The organism is Arthrobacter celericrescens (assembly GCF_003614925.1).
Lineage (GTDB): Bacteria > Actinomycetota > Actinomycetes > Actinomycetales > Micrococcaceae > Arthrobacter > Arthrobacter celericrescens.
This window is the reverse complement of sequence record NZ_QYLP01000014.1, coordinates 74,059-94,668: the sequence shown is the minus strand read 5'-3', so window position 1 is coordinate 94,668 and position 20,610 is coordinate 74,059. Positions and strand designations below refer to the sequence as shown.

Annotated in this window: 15 protein-coding genes; 2 read left to right on the top strand and 13 right to left on the bottom strand. The window is 62.1% G+C overall.

Translation table 11 applies throughout. The features are described 5' to 3' along the window. Window positions 1–150 precede the first annotated feature (150 nt). Window positions 151–987, bottom strand: a complete 837-nt coding sequence (locus D3654_RS02065; RefSeq protein WP_120519875.1) for an oxidoreductase — start codon at window positions 985–987, stop codon at window positions 151–153. Between the two features lie 181 nt (window positions 988–1,168). Here D3654_RS02065 and D3654_RS02060 point away from each other — a divergent pair, with 181 nt between their 5' ends. After that, on the top strand, window positions 1,169–1,852 hold the full coding sequence (locus D3654_RS02060) for a TetR/AcrR family transcriptional regulator (RefSeq protein ID WP_120519874.1): 684 nt from the start codon (window positions 1,169–1,171) through the stop codon (window positions 1,850–1,852). Between the two features lie 30 nt (window positions 1,853–1,882). Here the strand turns inward: D3654_RS02060 and D3654_RS02055 are convergent, their stop codons facing one another. From D3654_RS02055 to D3654_RS02005, 10 genes are all read right to left on the bottom strand, one after another. Beyond that, window positions 1,883–2,557: a TetR/AcrR family transcriptional regulator gene (locus D3654_RS02055; RefSeq protein ID WP_245413033.1), complete on the bottom strand. Its 675-nt coding sequence runs from the start codon at window positions 2,555–2,557 to the stop codon at window positions 1,883–1,885. 411 nt (window positions 2,558–2,968) lie between these two features. Continuing rightward, a complete protein-coding gene (locus D3654_RS02045) occupies window positions 2,969–5,899 on the bottom strand; it encodes an FAD-binding and (Fe-S)-binding domain-containing protein (protein WP_245413032.1) in 2,931 nt (976 codons plus the stop codon). Between the two features lie 122 nt (window positions 5,900–6,021). Next, complete coding sequence (locus D3654_RS02040) at window positions 6,022–7,005, bottom strand: sugar ABC transporter substrate-binding protein (protein WP_120519870.1); 984 nt, start codon at window positions 7,003–7,005, stop codon at window positions 6,022–6,024. Between the two features lie 68 nt (window positions 7,006–7,073). Beyond that, on the bottom strand, window positions 7,074–8,072 hold the full coding sequence (locus D3654_RS02035) for an ABC transporter permease (protein ID WP_120519869.1): 999 nt from the start codon (window positions 8,070–8,072) through the stop codon (window positions 7,074–7,076). Beyond that, window positions 8,069–8,956: an ATP-binding cassette domain-containing protein gene (locus D3654_RS02030; RefSeq protein WP_162943593.1), complete on the bottom strand. Its 888-nt coding sequence runs from the start codon at window positions 8,954–8,956 to the stop codon at window positions 8,069–8,071. Before D3654_RS02030 ends, D3654_RS02035 begins: the two co-directional genes overlap by 4 nt. A gap of 455 nt (window positions 8,957–9,411) precedes the next feature. Then, window positions 9,412–10,422, bottom strand: coding sequence for an inositol 2-dehydrogenase (gene iolG / locus D3654_RS02025; RefSeq protein WP_120519867.1), 1,011 nt, complete (start codon window positions 10,420–10,422; stop codon window positions 9,412–9,414). Window positions 10,423–10,464: 42 nt separating this feature from the next. Next, on the bottom strand, window positions 10,465–11,922 hold the full coding sequence (locus D3654_RS02020) for an APC family permease (protein ID WP_120519866.1): 1,458 nt from the start codon (window positions 11,920–11,922) through the stop codon (window positions 10,465–10,467). Window positions 11,923–12,030: 108 nt separating this feature from the next. Then, window positions 12,031–13,035 carry a D-2-hydroxyacid dehydrogenase gene (locus D3654_RS02015; RefSeq protein ID WP_120519865.1) on the bottom strand — a complete coding sequence of 335 codons (1,005 nt, stop codon included), beginning with the start codon at window positions 13,033–13,035 and terminating at the stop codon, window positions 12,031–12,033. 45 nt (window positions 13,036–13,080) lie between these two features. After that, window positions 13,081–14,841, bottom strand: coding sequence for an IlvD/Edd family dehydratase (locus D3654_RS02010; protein WP_162943592.1), 1,761 nt, complete (start codon window positions 14,839–14,841; stop codon window positions 13,081–13,083). 50 nt (window positions 14,842–14,891) lie between these two features. Then, window positions 14,892–15,659 carry an SDR family NAD(P)-dependent oxidoreductase gene (locus tag D3654_RS02005; protein WP_120519863.1) on the bottom strand — a complete coding sequence of 256 codons (768 nt, stop codon included), beginning with the start codon at window positions 15,657–15,659 and terminating at the stop codon, window positions 14,892–14,894. Window positions 15,660–15,850: 191 nt separating this feature from the next. On the opposite strand from D3654_RS02005, the gene D3654_RS02000 reads away from it, so the two are divergent. Beyond that, window positions 15,851–17,035 (top strand): Gfo/Idh/MocA family protein, encoded by a 1,185-nt coding sequence (locus D3654_RS02000; protein ID WP_120519862.1) that lies wholly within the window; start codon window positions 15,851–15,853, stop codon window positions 17,033–17,035. A gap of 71 nt (window positions 17,036–17,106) precedes the next feature. Here the strand turns inward: D3654_RS02000 and D3654_RS01995 are convergent, their stop codons facing one another. Continuing rightward, entirely contained in the window at window positions 17,107–18,579 is a 1,473-nt protein-coding gene (locus D3654_RS01995) for an APC family permease (protein ID WP_162943591.1), read from the bottom strand. 189 nt (window positions 18,580–18,768) lie between these two features. Further along, a complete protein-coding gene (locus tag D3654_RS01990) occupies window positions 18,769–20,589 on the bottom strand; it encodes a sigma-54-dependent Fis family transcriptional regulator (RefSeq protein WP_120519860.1) in 1,821 nt (606 codons plus the stop codon). Window positions 20,590–20,610 lie beyond the last annotated feature (21 nt).

The window sequence follows — 20,610 nt, the reverse complement described above, 5'->3', positions numbered from 1 at the left end:
AGGCACATCATCGGACCTAGCGAAAACCTTAGGCTAACGAGCGTTAGTTAGGCAAGAGTTTTCGCCAAGTTTCCCGACTGCGATGTCGCTCGCGCATACAGGGCACCAGGAAGTGAACCTTGCGAACCCCCAGCACTCAGTGACGCGCCTCTAGGCCGGCACGCCGGTGGAGCGCTTGACCAAGGCGTCGAAGACGCGATTGGGAAGGAGCCTGCTGAGGAAGATGAGCGGTCGGGCCCCGAATCCCAGGCGGTAACGGGTGCGTGGACGGCGGGCGGTGGCCGCCTTGGTCACCGCCCGGGCAATGACGCTGGGCGGCGAAGCCATTTTCGTGCCGGGCTGGGAACTGCTTGCCAGGGACTTGGCCATGGCATTGGCCTGTTCTCCATAAGGTCCATGGCCGGACGTGATGCGTAGCTTTTCGGCGGCAATCTCGCCCCACTCGGTACGAATCGAGCCGGGCTGGATAAGTACGACGTCGATGCCGAACCGCTTCAGCTCCAGACGCAGCGCGTCGCTGAGCCCCTCGACGGCATATTTGCTCGCGTGGTACCAGGACCCCATGGGCGTGGCGAACTGCCCGCCCATGGAGCTGATGTTGATAATCGTGCCGCCGCGTTGGGCGCGCATGGCTGGGAGCACGAGTTGCGTCAGGTATGCCAGCCCGAACAAGTTCACGTCGATCTGCGCACGCGCCTCGTGCATCGCCACGTCCTCAAGCGCCCCATAGGATCCATAGCCGGCATTGTTGACCAAAACGTCGATCCGGCCCTCGGTCTCGAGGATCTTCGTTACGGCGTTTTTGGCTGATGATTCATCGATCACGTCCAGGGCGATCGTGTGCACACCGAGAGCAGCCAACTCCGCCATGCGGTCGACACGTCGGGCCGCGCCGTACACGACGAAACCGGCCTCCTTGAGCTGGCGGGCTGTAATCGCACCAATGCCGGATGATGCGCCAGTGACCAAAGCAACCTTCTGCGTCATGAAAATTCCTTCCATTCATCTTGACCCCGGCGAGCTCGGCGCCGAGGCGGTAAGGGGATGAGCATTTGCTCTCCGTGTCCGTTCGCCCGATCCCGAAGGGGTATCAGACCATCGGTCTCTAAAAGAGTAAGAGACCGGCGGTCTATAGTCAAGAGACTACCGGTCTCCTATGCTTGAAGGCATGAGTGCCTTCCAACGCGCCCGAAGCGACGAGCAACGCGCATCACGACGCCAAAGCATCCTTGAGACCGCAGCGGTCATGCTTGACGAGATGCCCGTCTCGGCATTGAGCCTGAACGAACTCAGTCGTCGGGTCGGACTAGCAAAATCCAATGTGCTGCGTTACTTCGAGTCGCGTGAAGCGGTTCTCCTTGAGCTTCTAGCCCATGCCGCAACCGAATTCCTAGCCGAAGTTGGCGAAGCACTCCAGGCAGACGTTGACCCTTCGACTCCAGCGATCACCAGGGCACGCGACGTTGCGGCCACACTGTCCGCATCCTTCGCCGCTCGCCCGAAGTTGTGTGAGCTTCTCAGCGCGCAGGCCGGCGTCCTGGAACGCAACGTGTCCACAGAGGTCGTGCTCAAGTACAAGCTGGGAGCGCGCGACAGCCTGACGGGATTTGCCGCACTACTTCGACAGGTGTTGCCCGAGATTCAGAGGGATCGCTCAGTCCAGGGTGCCCAAATGATCATCATCCTGGTGGGTGCCCTCTGGACACACTCCCACCCCACACCTCCGGTACTGGCAGCCTACGAAACAGATCCAAGCCTGGCGTTCATGCACCAGTCATTTGCCTCGGCACTGAACGGGGTGATCGTGACCTTCCTCCTTGGCTTGACGGCGCAGGGCAGCGACTCCTCTTGAACGGCGTGTCTCGCTTGAGGAGACGGGGCCCTAGGCCAGGGTCCGGCTTCCGGTGCCGACCTCGAGAATTGAGCGGGTCAGGGCAACCGTGTGATCCAGCAGCTCAGCGAGATCATGGTCACTGCCGCTCCAGCCAGCCCATCGCCCGGCGCCGTCCAAAAGCGTGAAAATCACTTTGGTGGTTCGGACAGGGAGCTCGTAACCCATTTCTTCAGCCGCCGCAGCATACATGTCCGCATGGAGGCCCATCCACAGCCCGACCTCATCGCGGACCTCGTCGGTCAGAAAGCGTGCCACCTTGTCCGTGGCAACGAGGAGGTCCCAGAGGTCGGCTTCCGGCCGCTGGAGCTGCTGGGCCAGATGGAAGCGAACAAGCGCAGCCCAGTACTCCTCCGGCGAGTTGGCTTCTTCGGCGCTGGCCAGGAGGTCACGGGCAAAGGTGTGGGTAAACCAACGGAGCGACTCCGCAACAATCTCGTCTTTGCCTTGAGGGAAGCTCGAGTAGATGCTGGGCGCCTTCATATCCAGCGCGCGACCCAAAGTTCGCATGGTCACCGAATCGAAGCCCCGTGTTGTGGCAAGCTGCAGAAACGCCGCCAGGATGCGACGACGCGCAGGGGTCTGGGAGGACCAGTCGCGGCTCGACAAGAACTCCCTGACAGCGGCGTTTGCTCGCTCGCGAGGCAACAGGTTCATCTCATCCATTCAACTGACCGGCGGGGCTCTCAACCATTGTAACTAACGATCGTTAGGGAATGGGAGCGGGCCGCAGCGCTTGGACTCAGTGCCAGGTCCAAGCGCCGCGGCCCGCAGTTTAGGGGTTAAGCAGCCGGATACGGCCAGGGTGTGGCGTCGCTGAAGTCCCGGCCCTCCGCCATGTCCTGGCGGAGGCGGTGGACCACCTTGCCGGAGCGCTTCGACTGATAGTCAGTCCGCTCTCCAAGGTCCGTCTCGTTACAGTGTGCCGATGCTCGCAGCCATTCAACGTGCCGTCCTTGTGCGAGCTTCCTGTTCATCATCGAGATCACTCTCAAGAAGTAGTGGGGCTATTGGGTTACTTCCAGCATGTGTCCCCGGGGCTTGCGCCGACCGTGTCATTTTGAGACACCACTGGTCTCAGGCACGGCGGGAGTCCTCCGGGTCCAATGCGATGGCCAGATGCTCGCTCTCGCGCAGGGAGTCGACTTGGGAAACCTGCATTGCGCAACTGAATCCGTCAGTGAGCACCAAAGCCTCACTGCCTCCCCTACCAAGGGCGGGAATGATGGAGTGTTCTGCCACCTTCATCGAAACATCGAAGTGCTCGGCCTCGAAACCGAAGTTGCCCGCCACGCCGCAGCATGATGACGATTCCACGATGTTCGGCACGCCCCATGCCTCCAGTACCCGCTTCTGGGCGCCCGAGCCGAAAACAGCATGCTCGTGGCAGTGCGTCTGAAGGACGGCAGCCTGGGGCGGGACTGTTTTCGGCTTCCATCCACGCGTGATGGCTTCCTCCACAGCGACTGAGAAGGAGCGCACCCTCGCCGCGACCCTGGCAGCTGCCGCGCCGCCAACCAGCTTTGGTCCCTCGTCGCGAATGGTCGCCGCGCAACTGGGTTCGAGAACGACGATGTCCCGGTCCGTACCGTCGTCGAGGGTCGTGATCAGCCGCGAGAGCCGGCGCCGGGCACCTTCGCGTTGTCCCGTGGAGATCCAGGTCAAACCGCAGCAGGCCTCCGGTGTGCACCCCACCGAGCTGCCGGCGTCGCGGAGCACGCGGGCTGCTGCCGGGACAACCTCCGGCCTGAAAGCACGGGTGAAACTGTCGATGAAGAGAAGCACTTCCGCGCCGTCCGTAAATCCGGCTTCACGGATCCTGCGCCGGATCCTGTGGGACTGCGCAAAGTCCGGCAGCCGCCGTCGTGCACTGACCCCAAGCAGCTCCCCTACGTACCTGAAGGGGCGGATGCGCGTGCCGACATTAGCAAGCGATGCGACCTTGGTCAGCAGCGGCAGCCATCGGGGCAGCCATCCGATTGAGTAGTGAGTGAAGGGGCGGATGCGTCCGCGGTAGTACTCATCGACAAGCTGCGATTTGGCCTCCGCGATGTCGACGCCCGTGGGGCAGTCGGCCGAGCAGGCCTTACACGAAAGGCAAAGGTCCAAGGCTTCCCGGACTTCCGGGCTTGACCAGCCATTCTGGCTGTTTCCCTTGGCCCGCGTAAGTTCCTGCAGGACCCTTGCCCTGCCGCGCGTCGAGTCTTTCTCATCTTTGGTTGCCCGGTAGCTGGGACACATGAATCCGCCGGCCGTAGCCCGGCAGCGCCCCACGCCGATGCAGGCGTGCGTGTTGCCGACAAACGGGCTCGCCATCGGGAGCAGGGAACGATCCTCGGATGAAGGCACGACGGCGGCAGTTGAGAGTGCGGCTTGCTCGCCGTGACTTGGTCCCGGCTTGGCGACGCCTTCCAGGGACAGCGATGCGGCAAAGGGCTCCGGATCCACGATGATTCCGGGGTTGAGCACACCCGCCGGGTCCCACACACCTTTGAAATGTTTGAACAGCGCCACCAATTCTGCGGAGTACATCACGTCCAGAAGTTCGCTCCGGGCCCTCCCGTCACCGTGCTCTCCGGACAGCGAGCCGCCATGCGCCACTACCAGCGTCGCGGCCTCCCGCGTAAATTCCTCGAACCTCGTGCGCCCCAATTCACTGCGCAGGTCATAGTCCAGCCGCATATGAACACACCCAGCGCCGAAGTGGCCGTACATGAAGGCGCTGTAGCCATAATTCCGCACCAGGGGGAGCAACTCGGCCAAGTAGTCCGCCAACCGCTCCGGGGCGACCGCGGAATCTTCCCAACCCGGCCAGGTCTGCACGCCGTCGATCCGGCGGGAAGACAACCCAGCCCCGTCTTCCCGGACCCGCCATAGCTTCGCCCGCTCAGATGGTTCCGTAACGATGGAATGGTCGATCACGCGTCCGTCAGTACGCAGCTTCTCAAGCAACCGTTCACAGTCATCGCCCGCCCTCCCGATGGTGTCACCGGAGAATTCAACCATCAGGAACGCGTTCCCCTGCGGGAGGGAATCTACGCTGGCCGCTCCCCTGCGGTGGCGCATGATGTCCACGATCGCTGCGTCCAGTCCTTCGACTGCGCTTGGTTTCGCCGCCAGGATGGTCATGACGTCCCGCGCCGACTCGATGGTGTCTTCGTAGCCGAGGCACAGCAGAGCCGTCGTCCTTGGCTTCTGGACGAGGCCTACTTTGGCCCGCACGACGATTGCGCAAGTCCCCTCGCTGCCTGCCAATGCGCCAGCGATGTCGAAGCCGTGCTCGGGAAGCAGGTGGCCGAGGTGGTAACCGGAGACCTGGCGGGGAATGGTCTGCAACTCGACGCGGATAGGCCCGAGATTGGCATGTACCAGTGACTTGAGGTCCAGCAGGATTTCCTCAGCCCGGGCAATCGAGTGAGCATCCGTTTCATCAACAGCACGCAGGAAATCCCGGCCGGCCCTGAGGTAGGCGCCGTCAGCCGTTACGAGTTCCAATTCCTGCACATGATGAGTCATGCGTCCATACGCCACGGAGTGGTTTCCGCAGGCATCATTTCCGATGGACCCGCCGATGGTGGCCCGTGTCAGCGATGAAGGATCGGGGGCAAACGTCAGTTCACCCCGTGTGGCTTTTTCAACGTGGGCGCGCAACTCACCCAGGACAACCCCTGCGTCCACCCAAACAGTGCGGTGACCGGCGTCGAGGGTTCCTACCGAGGTCATCGAGCGTGAAACATCTAAGACCAGGCCCTCGCCTATCGCGTTTCCAGCCATCGACGTACCGCCGCCGCGAGCGGTAGTGGGGACGCCCGAAGCCGAGCATGCACGCACCACGGTCCGCACGTCGTCGACGTTCCTTGGGAACACCACGGCCGCCGGGCGCACGCGATAGTTGGAAGCGTCGTAGGAGTACTCTGAACGCCTTCGCGGAGAGTCATCCACGTCGATTCCCGCTGTTCGGAGCCGGTCCAACAACGTGGTCACCACTTCGTCGTCGCTCTTGGGCATGCTTGCGTTCTCCATTTCGTTGGTCCCACGTGAGTGTAGGCAGGCGGGACAGCTGCCGCAGTGTGCCAAAAAGGAACGGGCACGGCGGATGGATCCGCCGTGCCCGTCGCCTTGGACGCTGGCTACTTCAGGAAATCGGACAAGTTGTCCTTCGTGATGAGCGTGAACGGCAGGGTGTAGCGGTTCTCCACATTCCCACCCTTGAGGAAGTCGGTGACAACCTCGACTGCCTTTACGCCTTGACCCGCTGAATCCTGGCGCACCGTTGCGGTCATCGTCCCGGCCTTGATGTCCTGCAGGGCAGGGTCCGTACCGTCGACGCCAACCACTGCCTTGAACTCGGCAGTGCGGCCCGCATCCGCGATGGCCGAAGCCGCGCCGATCGCCATCTCGTCATTGTTGGCCACCACGGCGTCAATCTTCCCGGACGGGAAGCGCTGAAGGGTGTCCTCCATGTTGCGCTTGGCGTCGTCCCGACTGCCCTTCGCCTGGAACTCAGCAACAATCTTGAAGTTCTTGTTGATTGTCTTGTCGAAGCCCGACTTGCGGCGGTCGGTCCAGGATGCACCGTAGATGCCGGCCGCGAAGACGATGTTGCCACCGTTGGGAAGCAGCTTGTTGAGGTACTCGGCCTGCATCTCGCCGGCCACCGTGTCATCCACACCGATGTAGCTCTTGTAGCCGACGTTCGAACCCTCCGCGAATTCAGTCGACAGAATGAAGAGCGGAATATTGGCGGCAATGACCCGCTTTGCCGCATTCTGGCTGGCCTCGCCGTCCAAAGGCTGCATGATCACCGCGTCCACCTGGCGGGTGAGCAAGTCCTCCACCTGGTTGAGTTCGCTGCCGACGTCCTTCTTGGAGTCGGTGATGTTGAGCTTTACGCCCTTTTCGTCGGCGGTCTTCTTCATGGCATCGGTCATGTGGGCGAGGTCCGGGTCCTGCAGGTCGAGGACCACAACGCCGATGTTGTAGGTCTTGCCTGCCGCTCCGGTATTGCTTGCGCCAGTATTGCTTGCGTTGCTGCCGCCGGCACACCCGGTCAGGGTGAGTGCACCCGCCGCCAGCATTGCGACCGCGGCCGCGATCTTACGTCGCATTCCCATGGTTTTTCCTTTCGATGGTTTGTCTGTGCGCGAGGAGATTGTTTGATTTGTGGTTGGTGAACCGGAGGTCAGTCGGACTTCCAGCGGTTCAGCAGGACGGCGAGCACGAGGATGATGCCCTGGACGCCTTGCTGGTAGTAGGAGGAGACGCCCATAAGGTTCATGCCATTCATCACGACGCCCAGCAGGAGCACCCCGATGACCGTTCCCCGGATGGTGCCTACGCCCCCGAAGAGGCTCGTTCCACCAATCACGACTGCCGCAATCACCTGCAGCTCGTAGCCGGTGCCGGCTACCGGGGCCGCGCCATCCAGGCGGGCAGTCAGTACGAGACCTCCCAATGCTGCGGTGACCCCACCGATGAGGTAAACCATGAAGAGCACCCGGCCAGTGGAGATGCCCACTTTCTTGGCGGATTCTTCGTTGCCACCCACGGCATAGACGTGCGAGCCGAACTTGGTGCGGCTCAGCACAAACTCACACAGCAGTGCGGCCAGGAGGAAGATAATGACCGGCACCGGAATGGGTCCGACGAACCCGGAGCCGAGCCATTCAGCCGGCCCACTCAGCCCGGAGACGACCTGCCCGTCTGTGATCACCAGTGCCGCCGTGCGGGCGATGGCCATGGTCGCCAATGTTGCAAGGAACGGCAGGATCCCTCCCCAGACCACCATCGCGGCGCTGAGGAAACCCACCAGCAGGCCTACTCCGAGACCGACTATCAGCGGCAGCCAGAAAGCGCCCCCGCTGGCTGGGGCGAGCAAGGCGAAGGTCATGCCCGCCAGGCCGACTACGGACCCGACCGAGAGATCGATGCCGGCCGTGATCATGATGAACGTCATTCCCAAGGCAATCAATCCGATGATCGATGACTGCCGGACGACGTTGACCAGGTTGTTCAGGGTAAGGAAGTTGGGGGCAGCAACAGCCAGGAAAACGACGATGAGTGCGAAGAAGATGAGAATCCCGTAGTCGCCCACGAATCGCTTGACCTTGGTGGCGGCGGATCCTTGCTTCAGGTCGGCCGGCCCCAGCAGGGCCTTGATGTTCTCTGTCGTGAGGCTCACGAGTCGCTCCCGTCCGTCGTAGTACCGCGTGTGGCCATGGCGTCGACTACATCGATGGATGACGTGCTCCCGATCCTGCGGCGCTCCGCGGGGATACCGTCCCCGTGGTCGACGTAGTCGTCCAAGGTGCCGTGGGAGATGAGGTGTGCCACCTGGGCTTCGGTTACGTCTCCCACATGGAAGCGGCCGACCACCTGTCCCTGGCGCATCACTGCGAAACGGTCGGCGACCGCAAAAGCCTCGTCCAGCCGGTGCGTGATGATGATGACCGCGATACCAAGGTCCTTGAGCCGCTGGGTCACCTCGATGAGCTTGTCCACCTTCGCGACCGACAGGTTCGCCGTGGGCTCGTCCATGATGATCAGGCGTGCATCAAAGGCAAGTGCACGGCCAATCGCAACAGCCTGCCGCTGACCACCTGACAGGCGCTTGACCTTGAGCCGGGGATTGATCGGGATATCCAATCGCTCGAGCACCCGCTTGGTTTCGGCCTCCATCTTCTTTCGGTCGATGATCCGCAGGAATGGGCCGAGGATATTCTTTTGCGGCTCGCGTCCCAGGAAGACGTTGGTCCGGACGTCAAGGTTGTCCGCCAAGGCAAAGTCCTGATAGACCATCTCGACGCCTTGGTCGCGTGAAGCTGACGGTGTGGGGAACTCCGTCCGCTTTCCGTCCAGCTCAATTGAGCCGCGATCGGGCTGGTAAACGCCGGTGAGTACTTTCATGAGTGTTGATTTGCCCGCGGCGTTGTCTCCCAGAAGGGCGAAGGTTTCGCCGGGCTGGACATCGATGCTGACACCGCGCAGTGCGGATACCGCCCCGAATGTCTTGTGTATGTCCTTGAGTGCGACCAGTGGAGGGGTCGCCGGTGGTGCGTCGGTCATCTCATCCTCGATTGATAGGGCCATGCAATGAACCGGTGAAACGCCATGCGCGGTGGTCAATCAAACGACGCTGTTTGGCTCTGCAGTTTTCAGGAAATCCGAAGAAGTCCAGAACGCCTGCGTGACCTCCGCCACACTGTTTCACTTACTAGAAACTTTGACCCACGTCACATCGGGACATCTGTGCCAATATGGAACACGGAGATGAAACGTTTCACCGACGACCGAAGAATAGGTCCCGCGACCAACTCAACTGTAATTCTGTTGACGAATTCCGCCTGATCCCGGCGGTCACCAGCAGCGTTTTCCGGGTGCGGCGAAACTTTATCCGTCGGCTTTATGAAACAGGCGACGTTGCCCGATCATGAGGATCCAATTCATGCCGCATATCGACAAAGCCTGGCCTGGGCCTATGGCGAGAAGTCACACGGCCCAGGCAGGCACCATCCAGCCCCCTAGGAGACCAGGTCCACGGCGACCGCGGCACCCGTGCGGGCCGATTCCCCGGCGGCGTCCGCCAGGATGAGGGCCGCCCTGCCATCCTCAAAACCCGGGCTCCGCGACGGCAGGCCACGGACTGCCCGAAGGAATTCGGCCACCTCGAGACGGTATGCCTCCGCATACCGCTCCAGGAAGAAGTTCTGGTATGGCCCGATCGATTCAACGGCCCTGGCGCTCCAGTGCCGAACGAGAGTGTCGTTCTTGTTGCCCACATGGAGCAACCCTGTGGAACCGAAGGCCTCAACGCGCTGATCGTAGCCGTAGGCGGCATGGCGAGAATTTACGATTGTCACGAGTTCATCGTTGGCCCCGCGGAGCGTGACGACTGCAGAGTCAAAGTCACCGGCCTGCCGGACGTTCTCACTGAAGACGTTGGCGCCGCGCGCCGATACCTCGACGATGTCCGGAACAAAGTAGCGTGCCAGATCCAGATCGTGGATGGTCATGTCACGGAAAATCCCGCCCGACTCAGCAAGGTACGAGGCTGGTGGCTCCCCAGGGTCCCGGCTTATGATCACCATTTGCTCCAGTGCACCGATCTCGTCAGCCGCCACGCGACGCTTCAACTCCACGAAGTGCCTGTCAAAGCGTTTATTGAATCCCAACGCAATCGGCACGTCCGACTCCGCCGCCTTCGCGCGGAGGGCATCGACGCGGGCAATATCCAAGTCAATTGGCTTCTCACAGAGCACGGGAACATTGGAATCGATGGCCATCTCAACGAGGCCCACGTGGGTTGCCGTTGGCGAAGCGACGATGACGGCATCGACTTCCCCCGAGGCGAATACTTCCTCGGGATCGTCGCTCACCCGGCCACCGAACTCAGCAGCTGTCCGCTTCGCACCTTCGATGAACGGGTCGCATACCCAAGCAAGCGTGGCTTCGTCCAACGTCGCCAGGCTCATGGCGTGCACCTGACCGATGCGTCCGGTTCCGAACAGGCCAACTCTGATCTGTTGCGTCATTGCAGATCTCCAGATGTCGAAGTTTTGTTTGAAAGGGGGCCCTTAGTCGATCTCTTGCCGGCCCAGGCGCGCATAGACATCGGGGCGCTTTGAACGCAGGAAGCAGGCATAAACAATCCCGCCGAAGAACAAAGCAAAAGTGAACGTCATAAAAATGGCTGTCATAACCGTCGAACCGCCAATGAGTTCCGGATAGTTAGCGATCGCAAGGTAGGTGATGAGGCCAAGGAAGATGACACTAACGATCGGCGCGACAATTGTCTTCCACACCGACTCCGGGGCGAAGCTGCGGCGGCGGACAAAGTAGACCAGTACGGCAAAACTGGTGATGAACATCAGCAGCAGGACAGAGAAAGTGCCGCTGCCGCTGGCGATGGGGTACAGCGCTTCGGGCGCAACACCCACCACCGTGAAGACCACAGTAGCCACCGCCCAGATCAGCCCAACTGCCACTGCCGACACGTACGGTGACTTGTGGCGGGGGTGGACCTTGCCCAGCGCCCTCGGAAGCGCCCCGTCGGCGGCGAGCGAGAAGCTGTACCTGGCGGCGATGTTCTGGATCGAGAGCATTGAGGCCAGGATCGAGGTGATAAGCAGGACCACTCCAACATCGGCGAAGATCTTGCCGACCAATGCCGTTGCGCCGTCGTTGAACAGGTTCACCGTGTTGGACTTGGCCTCCGCCTGAACGTTATCGGCTCCGAGGAACGCCGTGTAGGCCCACGCCGCGACTGCATAGAACAGCCCGATGCCAACTACTGCGAGGTACGTTGCCCGGGGGATGGTGCGGTCAGGATTCTTGACCTCGTCCCGGTAGATCACGGTGGCCTCGAACCCGAAGAAGTTTCCGACCGCGAACAGCAGCGCCAAGCCCAATCCTGCGTCAGTAATCCACGGCATCGAGAATCCGACACCCTGCGAAATGTCACCGGAGGCGAAGGCCGCAACATCGAAAACCACGACGACGGCCGACTCGAGCAGCATGACCACTGTCAGTACCTTCGCGGAGAGGTCGATGCGGTTATACGCCAGAACCGTGTTGATGGCGATGATGCCCAGCCCGTACCAGTACCAGGGGATCTCCGGGCCGTTGAGCGTGTTGACCACAAAACTTTGCAGGGTCAAGGCGAACAGGGAAGGTGCGAAGAAGCCGATGAAGACATACCCGATGAGCGCCAGGAGCGCCCCGCCCAGGCCGGCCGGCTTTCCGAGGCCGGCGGTGACGAATGAGTAGAAGCCCCCGGGCGCATCCACGCTCCGGCTCATCCTGACGAAACCAACCGAGAAGATGAGCAGCATCAGCGTCACCAGGAGGTAGATGCCCGGGGCTGTGTGTCCGCTGAAAAGCAGCATCACAGGCAACGTGCCGGCAACTGTTGTAAGCGGGGAGGAGAAGGCGAGCACGTTCATCACGAGCTCGCCCACTCCCATGTTCCCGCTGAGCTTGTGTTCCTGGGTTTGGGTCCGCGTTTTCGTCGTACCTCGTGTAGTGCTTGACATGTAATCCTCGTCACGAAAGTTCTAGTGCTGAATCACACTATCGACGGGGATCGTGCGAGCACTGTACCAGCTTGAGACACCGGCTCCTACAGGAAAATCCTGATGATTTCAGGGCATTTCAGGCACCAGCGAAGGCGCTGCTCCACCGAGTTTCTTGAGGTCAACCACGTCATTGAGAGGTTCGCCGGTTTTCCATCGCTGCAAGTTGCGGGCGAAGCATTCAACGACGCGGCCGCGCCAGCCAATCAGGTCTCCGGAGGCATGGGGAGACACCAGAATGTTGTTTCGGCTCCAAAGTGGGTTCCCTGCTGGAAGCGGCTCGTTTTCAAAGACATCCAACGCAGCCGCACCCAGATGTCCTGTATCGATCGCCTCGAGCAGGTCCTGTTCCACGACTACAGCGCCACGGCCGACATTGACCAGTCGGGCGCCCGGACGCATCCTGTCGAACCGTGCCGCGTTGAACAAGCCGCGGGTCTCCTCCGTGAGGGGCACCGTCAGCACAACGTCATCGGCTTCGCCAAGAAGCGCGTCCAGGTCATCGAATCCGGAGATAGGACCGAGCTGTGCATCGTCCCTGGCCGACCGCCCCACGACAGTCACATCCATTCCCGCGGCACGCAGGAGAAGCACTGTTTCACGCCCCACCGGGCCCGGTCCCACCACGAGGACCTTCCGGCCCAGCAGCGGCTCGGTTTCGCGGTGCTGCCAGGTGCGCGCCCGCTGCAGCTCAATGGTGCGACGCAAGTCCTTGGTGAACATCAACAGCACACCGAGGACCCACTCCGCGATGGGCCGTTCGCAGACGCCACGGGAGTTGCTGACCACGATGTCGCTGTTGACGATTTCTTCGGTCAGCAGGGTGTCCACGCCGATGCTGGACGTGTGGATCCAGCGCAACTCGCCTGGGCCGACGTCCCGAAGGAGCTTGGTCCGGAAGTCGTTCAGGAACAGGATCTCGGCACCGGGCTGTGCGGCCCGGAATTCGTCGGCCGTCCGCACAACGACGACATCAGCTTCGGCTTCCAGCCGCTCAACCGGAGGAACCGGGCGGCCCTCCTGGACAATCGCAATCACTTTTGGTCGTGACACATCTCTTCCTTCCGGGGCCATCTTGGGGACGACCCCTCACATCTTGTGGTTATGCGGTTCTGCCGTTTACCAGCCGCCCTGCCAGCCACTCATCAGGCCGTAGGGCAGTCGCTGGGGTTCCTCATCCGGCAGGCCTTTCAGGAAATCGAAGTCGCAACCCTCATGGGCCTGGTTCACATGGTCGATGAACAGCCGGCCGTACCCGCGGCGGTATTTCGGTTCGGGCAGCTTGAGCCCGGCGAGGCGGCTCTCGATTTCTTCGGCGGGGATATCCAAGTCAAGGCGCTGGTTCTCGACGTCCAATACGATCGGATCGCCGTCGCGCACGATCGCGAGCGGCCCGCCCACCGCCGCCTCGGGCGAAACATGCAAGACCGTTGTGCCGAACGCCGTGCCGCTCATGCGGGCGTCCGAAATCCGGACGACGTCGCGGATGCCCCTGCGCAGGAGCTTTTCGGGGATGGGAAGCATCCCCCACTCCGGCATGCCGGGCGCGCCGACCGGGCCGCTGTTGCGCAGCACCAGCACCGAGTCCTCGGTGACATCCAGATCGGGGTCGTCAATCCTGCGGCCAAGGTCGTAGATGTCCTCGAACACGATCGCGGAGCCCTTATGCTGCAACAGATCCTTGGATGCTGCGCTGCGCTTGATTACGGCGCCGTTCGGCGCGAGGGAACCGCGAACGACGGCGATGCCACCGGAGGCGTCAAACGGCTCGTCAAGCGTACTCACGACGACGCCGTCGGGCTCGGGTGCCGAGATGAAGCCCTTTTCGAGTGATTCGCCGGTGACTGTGATCGCGTCCTTGTTCAAGAGAGGCGCAAGTGCCTTCAGGACGGTGGGGACACCGCCGGCCTGGAAGAGCTGCTGGACGAGGTATTCGCCCGACGGGCGGACATTGACGATACGCGGGGTCCGCTGCGAGATCTCGTGGAAGCGGTCAAGTGGCAATTCGTAGCCAACTCGCCGGGCGAGGGCGAGGAGGTGCACCACGGCGTTGGTGGAGCCGCCGACGGCCATGAGCAGCGTGATCGCGTTGTCGAAGGCTTCCTTGGTCAGAATCTCACTCGGCTTGGGGCCCTGGGACAAGGCCATCTCCACCGCCCGGCGGCCGGTGGCTTCCGCTGCTTGTCCGCGACGCGCATCCACTGCGGGAATGGAGGCGCTTCCGGGCAGGCACATGCCCAGGGCTTCGACAAGGGACGTCATGGTTGATGCAGTGCCCATTTCACTGCAGTGACCGGCGGACGGCTTCGCAGCCGACTCCAGTTCGTCAAAGTCTGCCTGTGTGATCTTTCCGGCACGCAGTTCGTCCGCGTACTTCCACGTGTCCGTGCCGACCCCAAGTTGCTTGCCACGGAAGTGGGCCGGTTCCTGCGGGCCACCTGTGAGCATGATGGTGGGGATGTCGGCACTGGCCGCACCCATGAGCTGGGCGGGAACAGTCTTGTCACAGCCACCGAGCAGAACGATTGCGTCCAACGGGTAGGCGCGGATGGATTCCTCCACGTCCATGGCCATGAGGTTGCGGAACTGCATGGCGGAGGGCTTCATCAGGCTCTCGCCAAGGGAGATGGTGGGGAATTCAAGCGGCAGACCGCCGGCCATCAAGACGCCGCGCTTCACTGCATCTGCGAGGAGCTTGAAGTGGATGTTGCAGTTGACAAGTTCGGACCAGGAATTGGCAATGCCAATCACTGGCCTGTCCTTGATGGCAAAGCGCGAGAAGCCCTCGGCCTGGATGGCGGTGCGGTGCACGAATCCGGTCAGGTCGTGCGGGGCGAACCACCGTGCACTCCGGAGATCGTTGTAATTCGACTCTTGCATATCCTTCAAAGCTCCTTGGCTTGTGTCTTGACAGGTATTTGGAGCGGCAATCAGGCAGCTGTTGTGCCGCCGTCGAACGCCATGCTGGTTCCGGTGGCAAAAGTGCCGTCAACCGCCAGGAAGTAGATGGCCGCGGCCACTTCGCGGGGATCGGCGAGCCTGTTCAGCGGCACCGTGCTCTCTTTGAGCCGCAGCGCCTCAAGCGGGTCTTCCTCGGCGGCCAAACCTGCCCGCAGCATCGGCGTGTCGATCGGTCCCGGGCAGACGACGTTGACGCGGACGTCGGGAGCCAACTCCAGGGCAAGGGCCCTGGTGAGTCCGACGACACCTGCTTTGGAAGCGCAGTAAGGCGCAAGCCCCGGAACGCCCATCGAGGCGAGGTCGGAGGCCACATTGACGATCGCTCCCCCGCCCGAGCTGCGCATGTGGAGACCGGCTTCGCGGGAAACAAAGAAGGTGCCGGAGAGGTTGGTGTCCAGCACCTCGCGCCAACGGCGCTCGTTGATTTCCTCCAGTGCCGCAAATCCAGCGACGCCGGCCGCGTTCACCACGACATCGATGCCGCCAAGCACGTGGATTGCCGCCCGGACGCCGTTGACTGCGGATTCTGCATCGGCGACGTCGGCAATCACGGTGTGCGCGCCGCCGTCGATCTCCCCTGCGACGCGCCGCAGTTCCTCGCGGCGTCGTCCCAGCAGCGCCACTTTGGCACCCCTGCTCGCGAACAGCTTCGCCGTGGCCTCTCCGACGCCGGAGGTAGCCCCCGTGACCAGGACTCTCGCTTGTTCCCGGGGGATCGTGTGAATGCGGTCCATCATCGTCGACGGAGCTCCTTCGGACTCGGGGTGGCCGGCTGTCACGTTCCACTAGAACAGTGCGGCGGAGCTTTCGGATGTCTCAGATTGAGACACAGCGCACACGGCCCGCGTTCTTAGGCTGATCAACAGATGCCGCCGTCCGGTCCGCGGCACAACACCGCCGGAGAGCGGTAGAAGACTAAGGAGTGCTCGTGGAACACCAAAACCGCATTGGCGTAGGCCTTATCTCGGTCGGGTGGATGGGGAGGCTGCATTCGCGCGCCTACCTCGCCACCAAGCAGTTCTTCCCGGAACTGCCGCAGCACCCCGAGCTGGTGATCGCCGCAGATCCTGACGATGCCGGCCGCCACCACGCAGAAGACGCGCTCGGTTACAAGGAAACCGCCACCGACTACCGCAAAGTCCTGGAAAACCCTGACGTGGACGTCGTCTCCATCTGTTCCCCCAACTTCCTCCATCACGAAATCGCCCTGGCCACCATCGAAGCCGGCAAGCACTTCTGGATCGAGAAGCCCATGGGGCGCAGCGCCCGGGAATCCCGTGAGATCGCGCAGGGCGCCGAAACCGCCGGACTGATTACCTCGGTGGGCTTCAACTACCGCCACGCTCCCGCCATCGCCGAGGCCCGCCGCCTCATCCGTTCCGGGGCACTTGGCCGCATCACGAACGTGCAGATCCGCCTGCTGACCAGCTACGCATCGGATCCGAACCAGGTCTTCACCTGGCGCTACGAGCAGGCCCGCGCAGGATCCGGCGTGCTCGGCGATATCCTCAGCCACGGATTCGACCTGGCACAGTTCCTGGTGGGCCGGATCTCCTCGGTCAACGCCGTCACCGAAACGTTCATCAAGGACCGCCCCCTCCCCGCGGGCAACTCGTCCAACTCCTTCAACACGGGTGAGGCATCCGACGTCACCCGCGAGGTGGAGAACGAAGACTACACAGCCATGCTCGCCCGGTTTGAGGGCGGCGCGATCGGCATGTTCGAGACCACCCGCGTTGCCATCGGCCCGCACGCCGAATACATCGTGGAGGTCTACGGCAGCGAGGGGTCCTTGCGCTGGAACTTCGAACGCATGAACCAACTCGAAGTCGCCACGGACCGCAGCGGCTACCGCACCATCATGACTCCCCCGTCGTTCGGGGAATTCGGACGCTTCCAGCCCGGTCCCGGTCCCGGGATCGGCTTCAACGACCTGAAGACGATCGAGGCAGCACTGTTCCTCCGCTCTGTTGCCGAAGGAAGGCAGATCGGACCGTCCGCGGCGGATGGCTGGTCGGCGTCCGAATTGGTGGACGCCTCCCTGCGCAGCGCCGAGTCCGGCGCCTGGGTGGAGATCCCCGAGGTCTCCGGGAACACGACGTACCAGGCGTAACCGCGGCGGCACCACCGCAACACATGACGAAGGAGGCCGGATCACTCAGATCCGGCCTCCTTCTTGCATTCTCAATCGACGGCGCGGCCGATGCGTTTGTAGGTGTCGGCATTTCGGCGCCGAAGCACCAACGCCGTCACGATCCCTGCGACGATCGATGCGTACGGGATGAGAAGCAGCACCGTGAGCAGGAGCGGGTCACCAACCACGAGCAGGCCCATGTTCAATGACGCCGTCAGCAGCGCGAAACCGATCCCGACGAGAGCGACGATGGGGGCGATGAGGGTTCGCCAGAAGGACATGCCGGACTTGTTTCGACGGAAATAGACAATGACGGCCACCGCCGTCAGGCACAGCAGAAGCAGCATTCCGTAGAACGCAACACCTGCAGCTGCTGCGTACAGCGCGTTCTCCTCGCCACCCGAGAGAACGAGTACAACCAGCACCAGGAGAAGGACAGCGCCCACAGTCACCGCTGCACGGTGGGGCGACCCATGCTTCGAATGGACCTTTGCAATCGCTCGGGGGAAGATCCCATCGACTGCCAGTGAGTGCGTGTAGCGGGACAGGATGTTCTGGAGTGAGAGCCCCGAGGCGAAAAAGCTGGTTACCAGCAGAATGGCAATGACCTGGTTTGCGAAAGCGCCGAAGTACCGCAGGAGCGCATCCGGCATCATTGCCGTTGGATCAGCCTGTGCCACCGCAACAGCATTCGACGTTCCCGCCGACAGGATCAGGGCAAAGGCAGAGATCGCGTAGAAGATCCCAAGGAAAGCCACCGCAAGGAAGGTCGCTCGAGGGATGGTGATACTCGGCTTCTTGACTTCGTCGCGGTAGATGGCAGTCGCCTCGAAACCGTTGAAGACCCCAATGCTGAACAGCAGCAGGACACCGATGGTGGGAGTGAAGAGGTTCGCGGGGTTCCACGGCTCGAATGAAGGGCCTTCGGGACCTCCGTTAGCGATGATCACGGCGTCAAAGATCGCCACGGACAGAACTTCGACGGCGAGGATGACGGAGAGAACTTTGGCGGACAACTCCACATTGAAGTAGCTAAGCACCCAGGCAATGGCGAACATCACCATGCTCCAAAGCCACCACGGAGTGGCTACCTCCGGAAGAAAGGCACCTAGCAGGTTGTTCACGGCGATGCCCGATACGACGATGCAGGAGGTGACGTTGAATCCGTAGGTGACCAGAGCGAGGAATGATCCACCCAGGCCGACGGGGCGGCCCAGTCCTTCCCGGATGTAGGTGTAGAACGCGCCCGGGCGCGGGATTGCTTTCGTCATTCCCGTGAACCCCATCGCGAAGAGAGCCATCAGAATGGCTACGGCCACGAAGGCGATCGGCACGCCGATTCCAAACGAAATGTTCACTGAGACAAAGCCGAAGACGACGCCCAATGGAGCGGTAAAAGCCAGCACCGTGAAGAGGAGCCCCGTGGTCCCCATCCGACCTCTCAGTTGGTAGGTGGACGAGCGGGGTTCATTGTCTTCGGAGTCATCCGCGACAGGGCGCTGGATGTGGAGTTCTTGTTTCAATGTAGTTCTCCTCGGAAGAGTGACGTCTTCGTTGACTGTCACTGTGTCGGGTGGATGCGGACCGGCTGGCCGCACTGCGCGGGAGCCGGAACAGGTTGCCTCGACCCGACTTTCCCGTCAGTTTCTTGATTTTCGTATCGGCCGTTCACCGAAACTGTGTCAACCTGATGCACATCTCGTCCGGAGAGCTCATCCGAGTTCCAGGTTGAAACCTTTTGCTTCGTAGGCTTCGATCTTTCGATACAGCGTGGATCGCCCGATGCCGAGAAGCGTCGCAGCCCGAACGCGGTTCCACCCCGCCTCGGCGAGGGCCGCGCGGATTTGTTGAAGCTCTGCTTCTTCGAGACGCGTGAGCTGGACAGTACCGAGTCCGCGGAGCTGGGCAGCAGTGAGATCGGCAAGGTGCAGCTCACCGCTGAGGGATCTTGATGCGGCAGATTCAACGAGTTCCCGGAGCTGCCGGACGTTACCGGGCCAGTCCGCACCGATAAGAGCATCGCGCAGCTTCGGGGATAGCCGAACGTCCCGCCCCAGGGCGTTCTTGAGAAGGTGCGAAGCCAACGCAATAACGTCTTCGCGCCTGTCGCGGAGAGGAGGCATTACCACTTCGATGCCGCGAAGCGCTGAGAGGACCGGCAGAAGGTCGTCGCTGATGACCCGGGCCGTCAAAATGAGCTGGGGCTGCTCCAAGACGTGCAGGAGCGCTGCGAGATCGTCTTTGAGGTTCAGGCTGCAGCGATCAACGCGATGCAGAACGACTGCTGCCCCCTGCTCAAGGGCTGAGTCGATGTCCTCGACAGTGGGCTCATGGCCGGACCGTTGGGAGAAATCAAAGAGTCTGGTCGCCTCCGATAGCCGTGCGGCCATGGCCTCGGCGAGCGTTCGCTTTCCGCTGCCTTGTTCGCCGACGATGTACGCCGGCATTCGACGACTCACGGCGGCGCCAGCGGCGTCGAGCGCACGTCTGAGTGACCGGCTCGTTCCGACGATGCCTTCGAACTGGGCCGCGGCGTCACTGTCCCCCGGGGCCCGTCCAGGTCGGTTGGATTCGGATTGAACTTGCACACGCATGACGGCAGCTCCGGCAGTGAGGTCCATCGGCCGAACATGCAGACGTACCTCACGGCCGGCGCTTACGCTCAGACGGTGCTGACTTGATCCGCCTCCCTGGCCGACTTCACGGGCAAACGCAGCGAGAACGGCGAAGTCACTCTGGTCGAGCATGCTCAAGGCGCCTCTGCTTGCGATAGTGGTGCGGTCATCCATTGCGACCACCGCGTCTGCGCCGCGTTTTCGCACCTCCCGCAGGTACTCCGACATAAGTGCCTGCTCCCGCGCAGCGAGCCGTTCCGCCAGTCTCCTGGTGATATCGGCCGCTGCGCCGTTCACGGTTAACAACACCGAGCGAGGATCCGTGTCCCGCGCAAGTCGCTCCGGAAGCATCAGCCCCAGCACACCGCGCACCGACCTCCGAATCGGATCCCGGATGGGCACTGATGTGCAATAGCTGCTCTGCAGCGCCTCGTTGAAGTGCTCGGCGCCCCAGACTTGTACAGCTTCGCCTTCTTCGAGCACAGTTCCGTCGGAGTTGGTGCCGATGAGGTCTTCCCCCATCCGCGCTCCAAGGAGAGGAAATGCCCTTTCCGCCTTACGCCGCTCCACCGTGTTCCCTCGGAACACGGTAAGCGTGCCTTCCGCATCCGTAAGGACGACGGTCCCGCCGGCTTCGCTGCAGAGGCGTTCAAGCTCCGTGAGGACAGGCTCGGCGGCGATCAGCAGTTGCTCGTCTGCCCGCGCTTCCGAAGTCTGGAGAAAGGTGGCGGCAGTGGTGACGTTGCAGGCGAGGCTTCGCTGCCATGACCTGGAGATCACCGGGCGTAGGCTGCTCAGGTCGGTCATCTCCGGTTCGGCCAGATACCGTTCCCTGAGTGACTGGATCTCTGAGTTCGGTCTCTCTCCCACCCGAGGCACTTGGCCATGGTTGAAACGCAGAGCATCGGTAGAAGACATCTCACGGCCTACTTTCTGGAT

Bases quoted from the DNA above. Each gene is read 5' to 3' on its own strand.
- D3654_RS02065 (WP_120519875.1), bottom strand. From the start codon at position 987: ATGACGCAGAAGGTTGCTTTGGTCACTGGCGCATCATCCGGCATTGGT.
- iolG (WP_120519867.1), bottom strand. From the start codon at position 10,422: ATGACGCAACAGATCAGAGTTGGCCTGTTCGGAACCGGACGCATCGGT.
- D3654_RS02045 (WP_245413032.1), bottom strand. From the start codon at position 5,899: ATGCCCAAGAGCGACGACGAAGTGGTGACCACGTTGTTGGACCGGCTC.
- D3654_RS02015 (WP_120519865.1), bottom strand. From the start codon at position 13,035: ATGGCCCCGGAAGGAAGAGATGTGTCACGACCAAAAGTGATTGCGATT.
- D3654_RS02020 (WP_120519866.1), bottom strand. From the start codon at position 11,922: ATGTCAAGCACTACACGAGGTACGACGAAAACGCGGACCCAAACCCAG.
- D3654_RS02040 (WP_120519870.1), bottom strand. From the start codon at position 7,005: ATGGGAATGCGACGTAAGATCGCGGCCGCGGTCGCAATGCTGGCGGCG.
- D3654_RS02055 (WP_245413033.1), bottom strand. From the start codon at position 2,557: ATGGATGAGATGAACCTGTTGCCTCGCGAGCGAGCAAACGCCGCTGTC.
- D3654_RS02030 (WP_162943593.1), bottom strand. From the start codon at position 8,956: ATGACCGACGCACCACCGGCGACCCCTCCACTGGTCGCACTCAAGGAC.
- D3654_RS02005 (WP_120519863.1), bottom strand. From the start codon at position 15,659: ATGATGGACCGCATTCACACGATCCCCCGGGAACAAGCGAGAGTCCTG.
- D3654_RS02060 (WP_120519874.1), top strand. From the start codon at position 1,169: ATGAGTGCCTTCCAACGCGCCCGAAGCGACGAGCAACGCGCATCACGA.
- D3654_RS02010 (WP_162943592.1), bottom strand. From the start codon at position 14,841: ATGCAAGAGTCGAATTACAACGATCTCCGGAGTGCACGGTGGTTCGCC.
- D3654_RS01990 (WP_120519860.1), bottom strand. From the start codon at position 20,589: ATGTCTTCTACCGATGCTCTGCGTTTCAACCATGGCCAAGTGCCTCGG.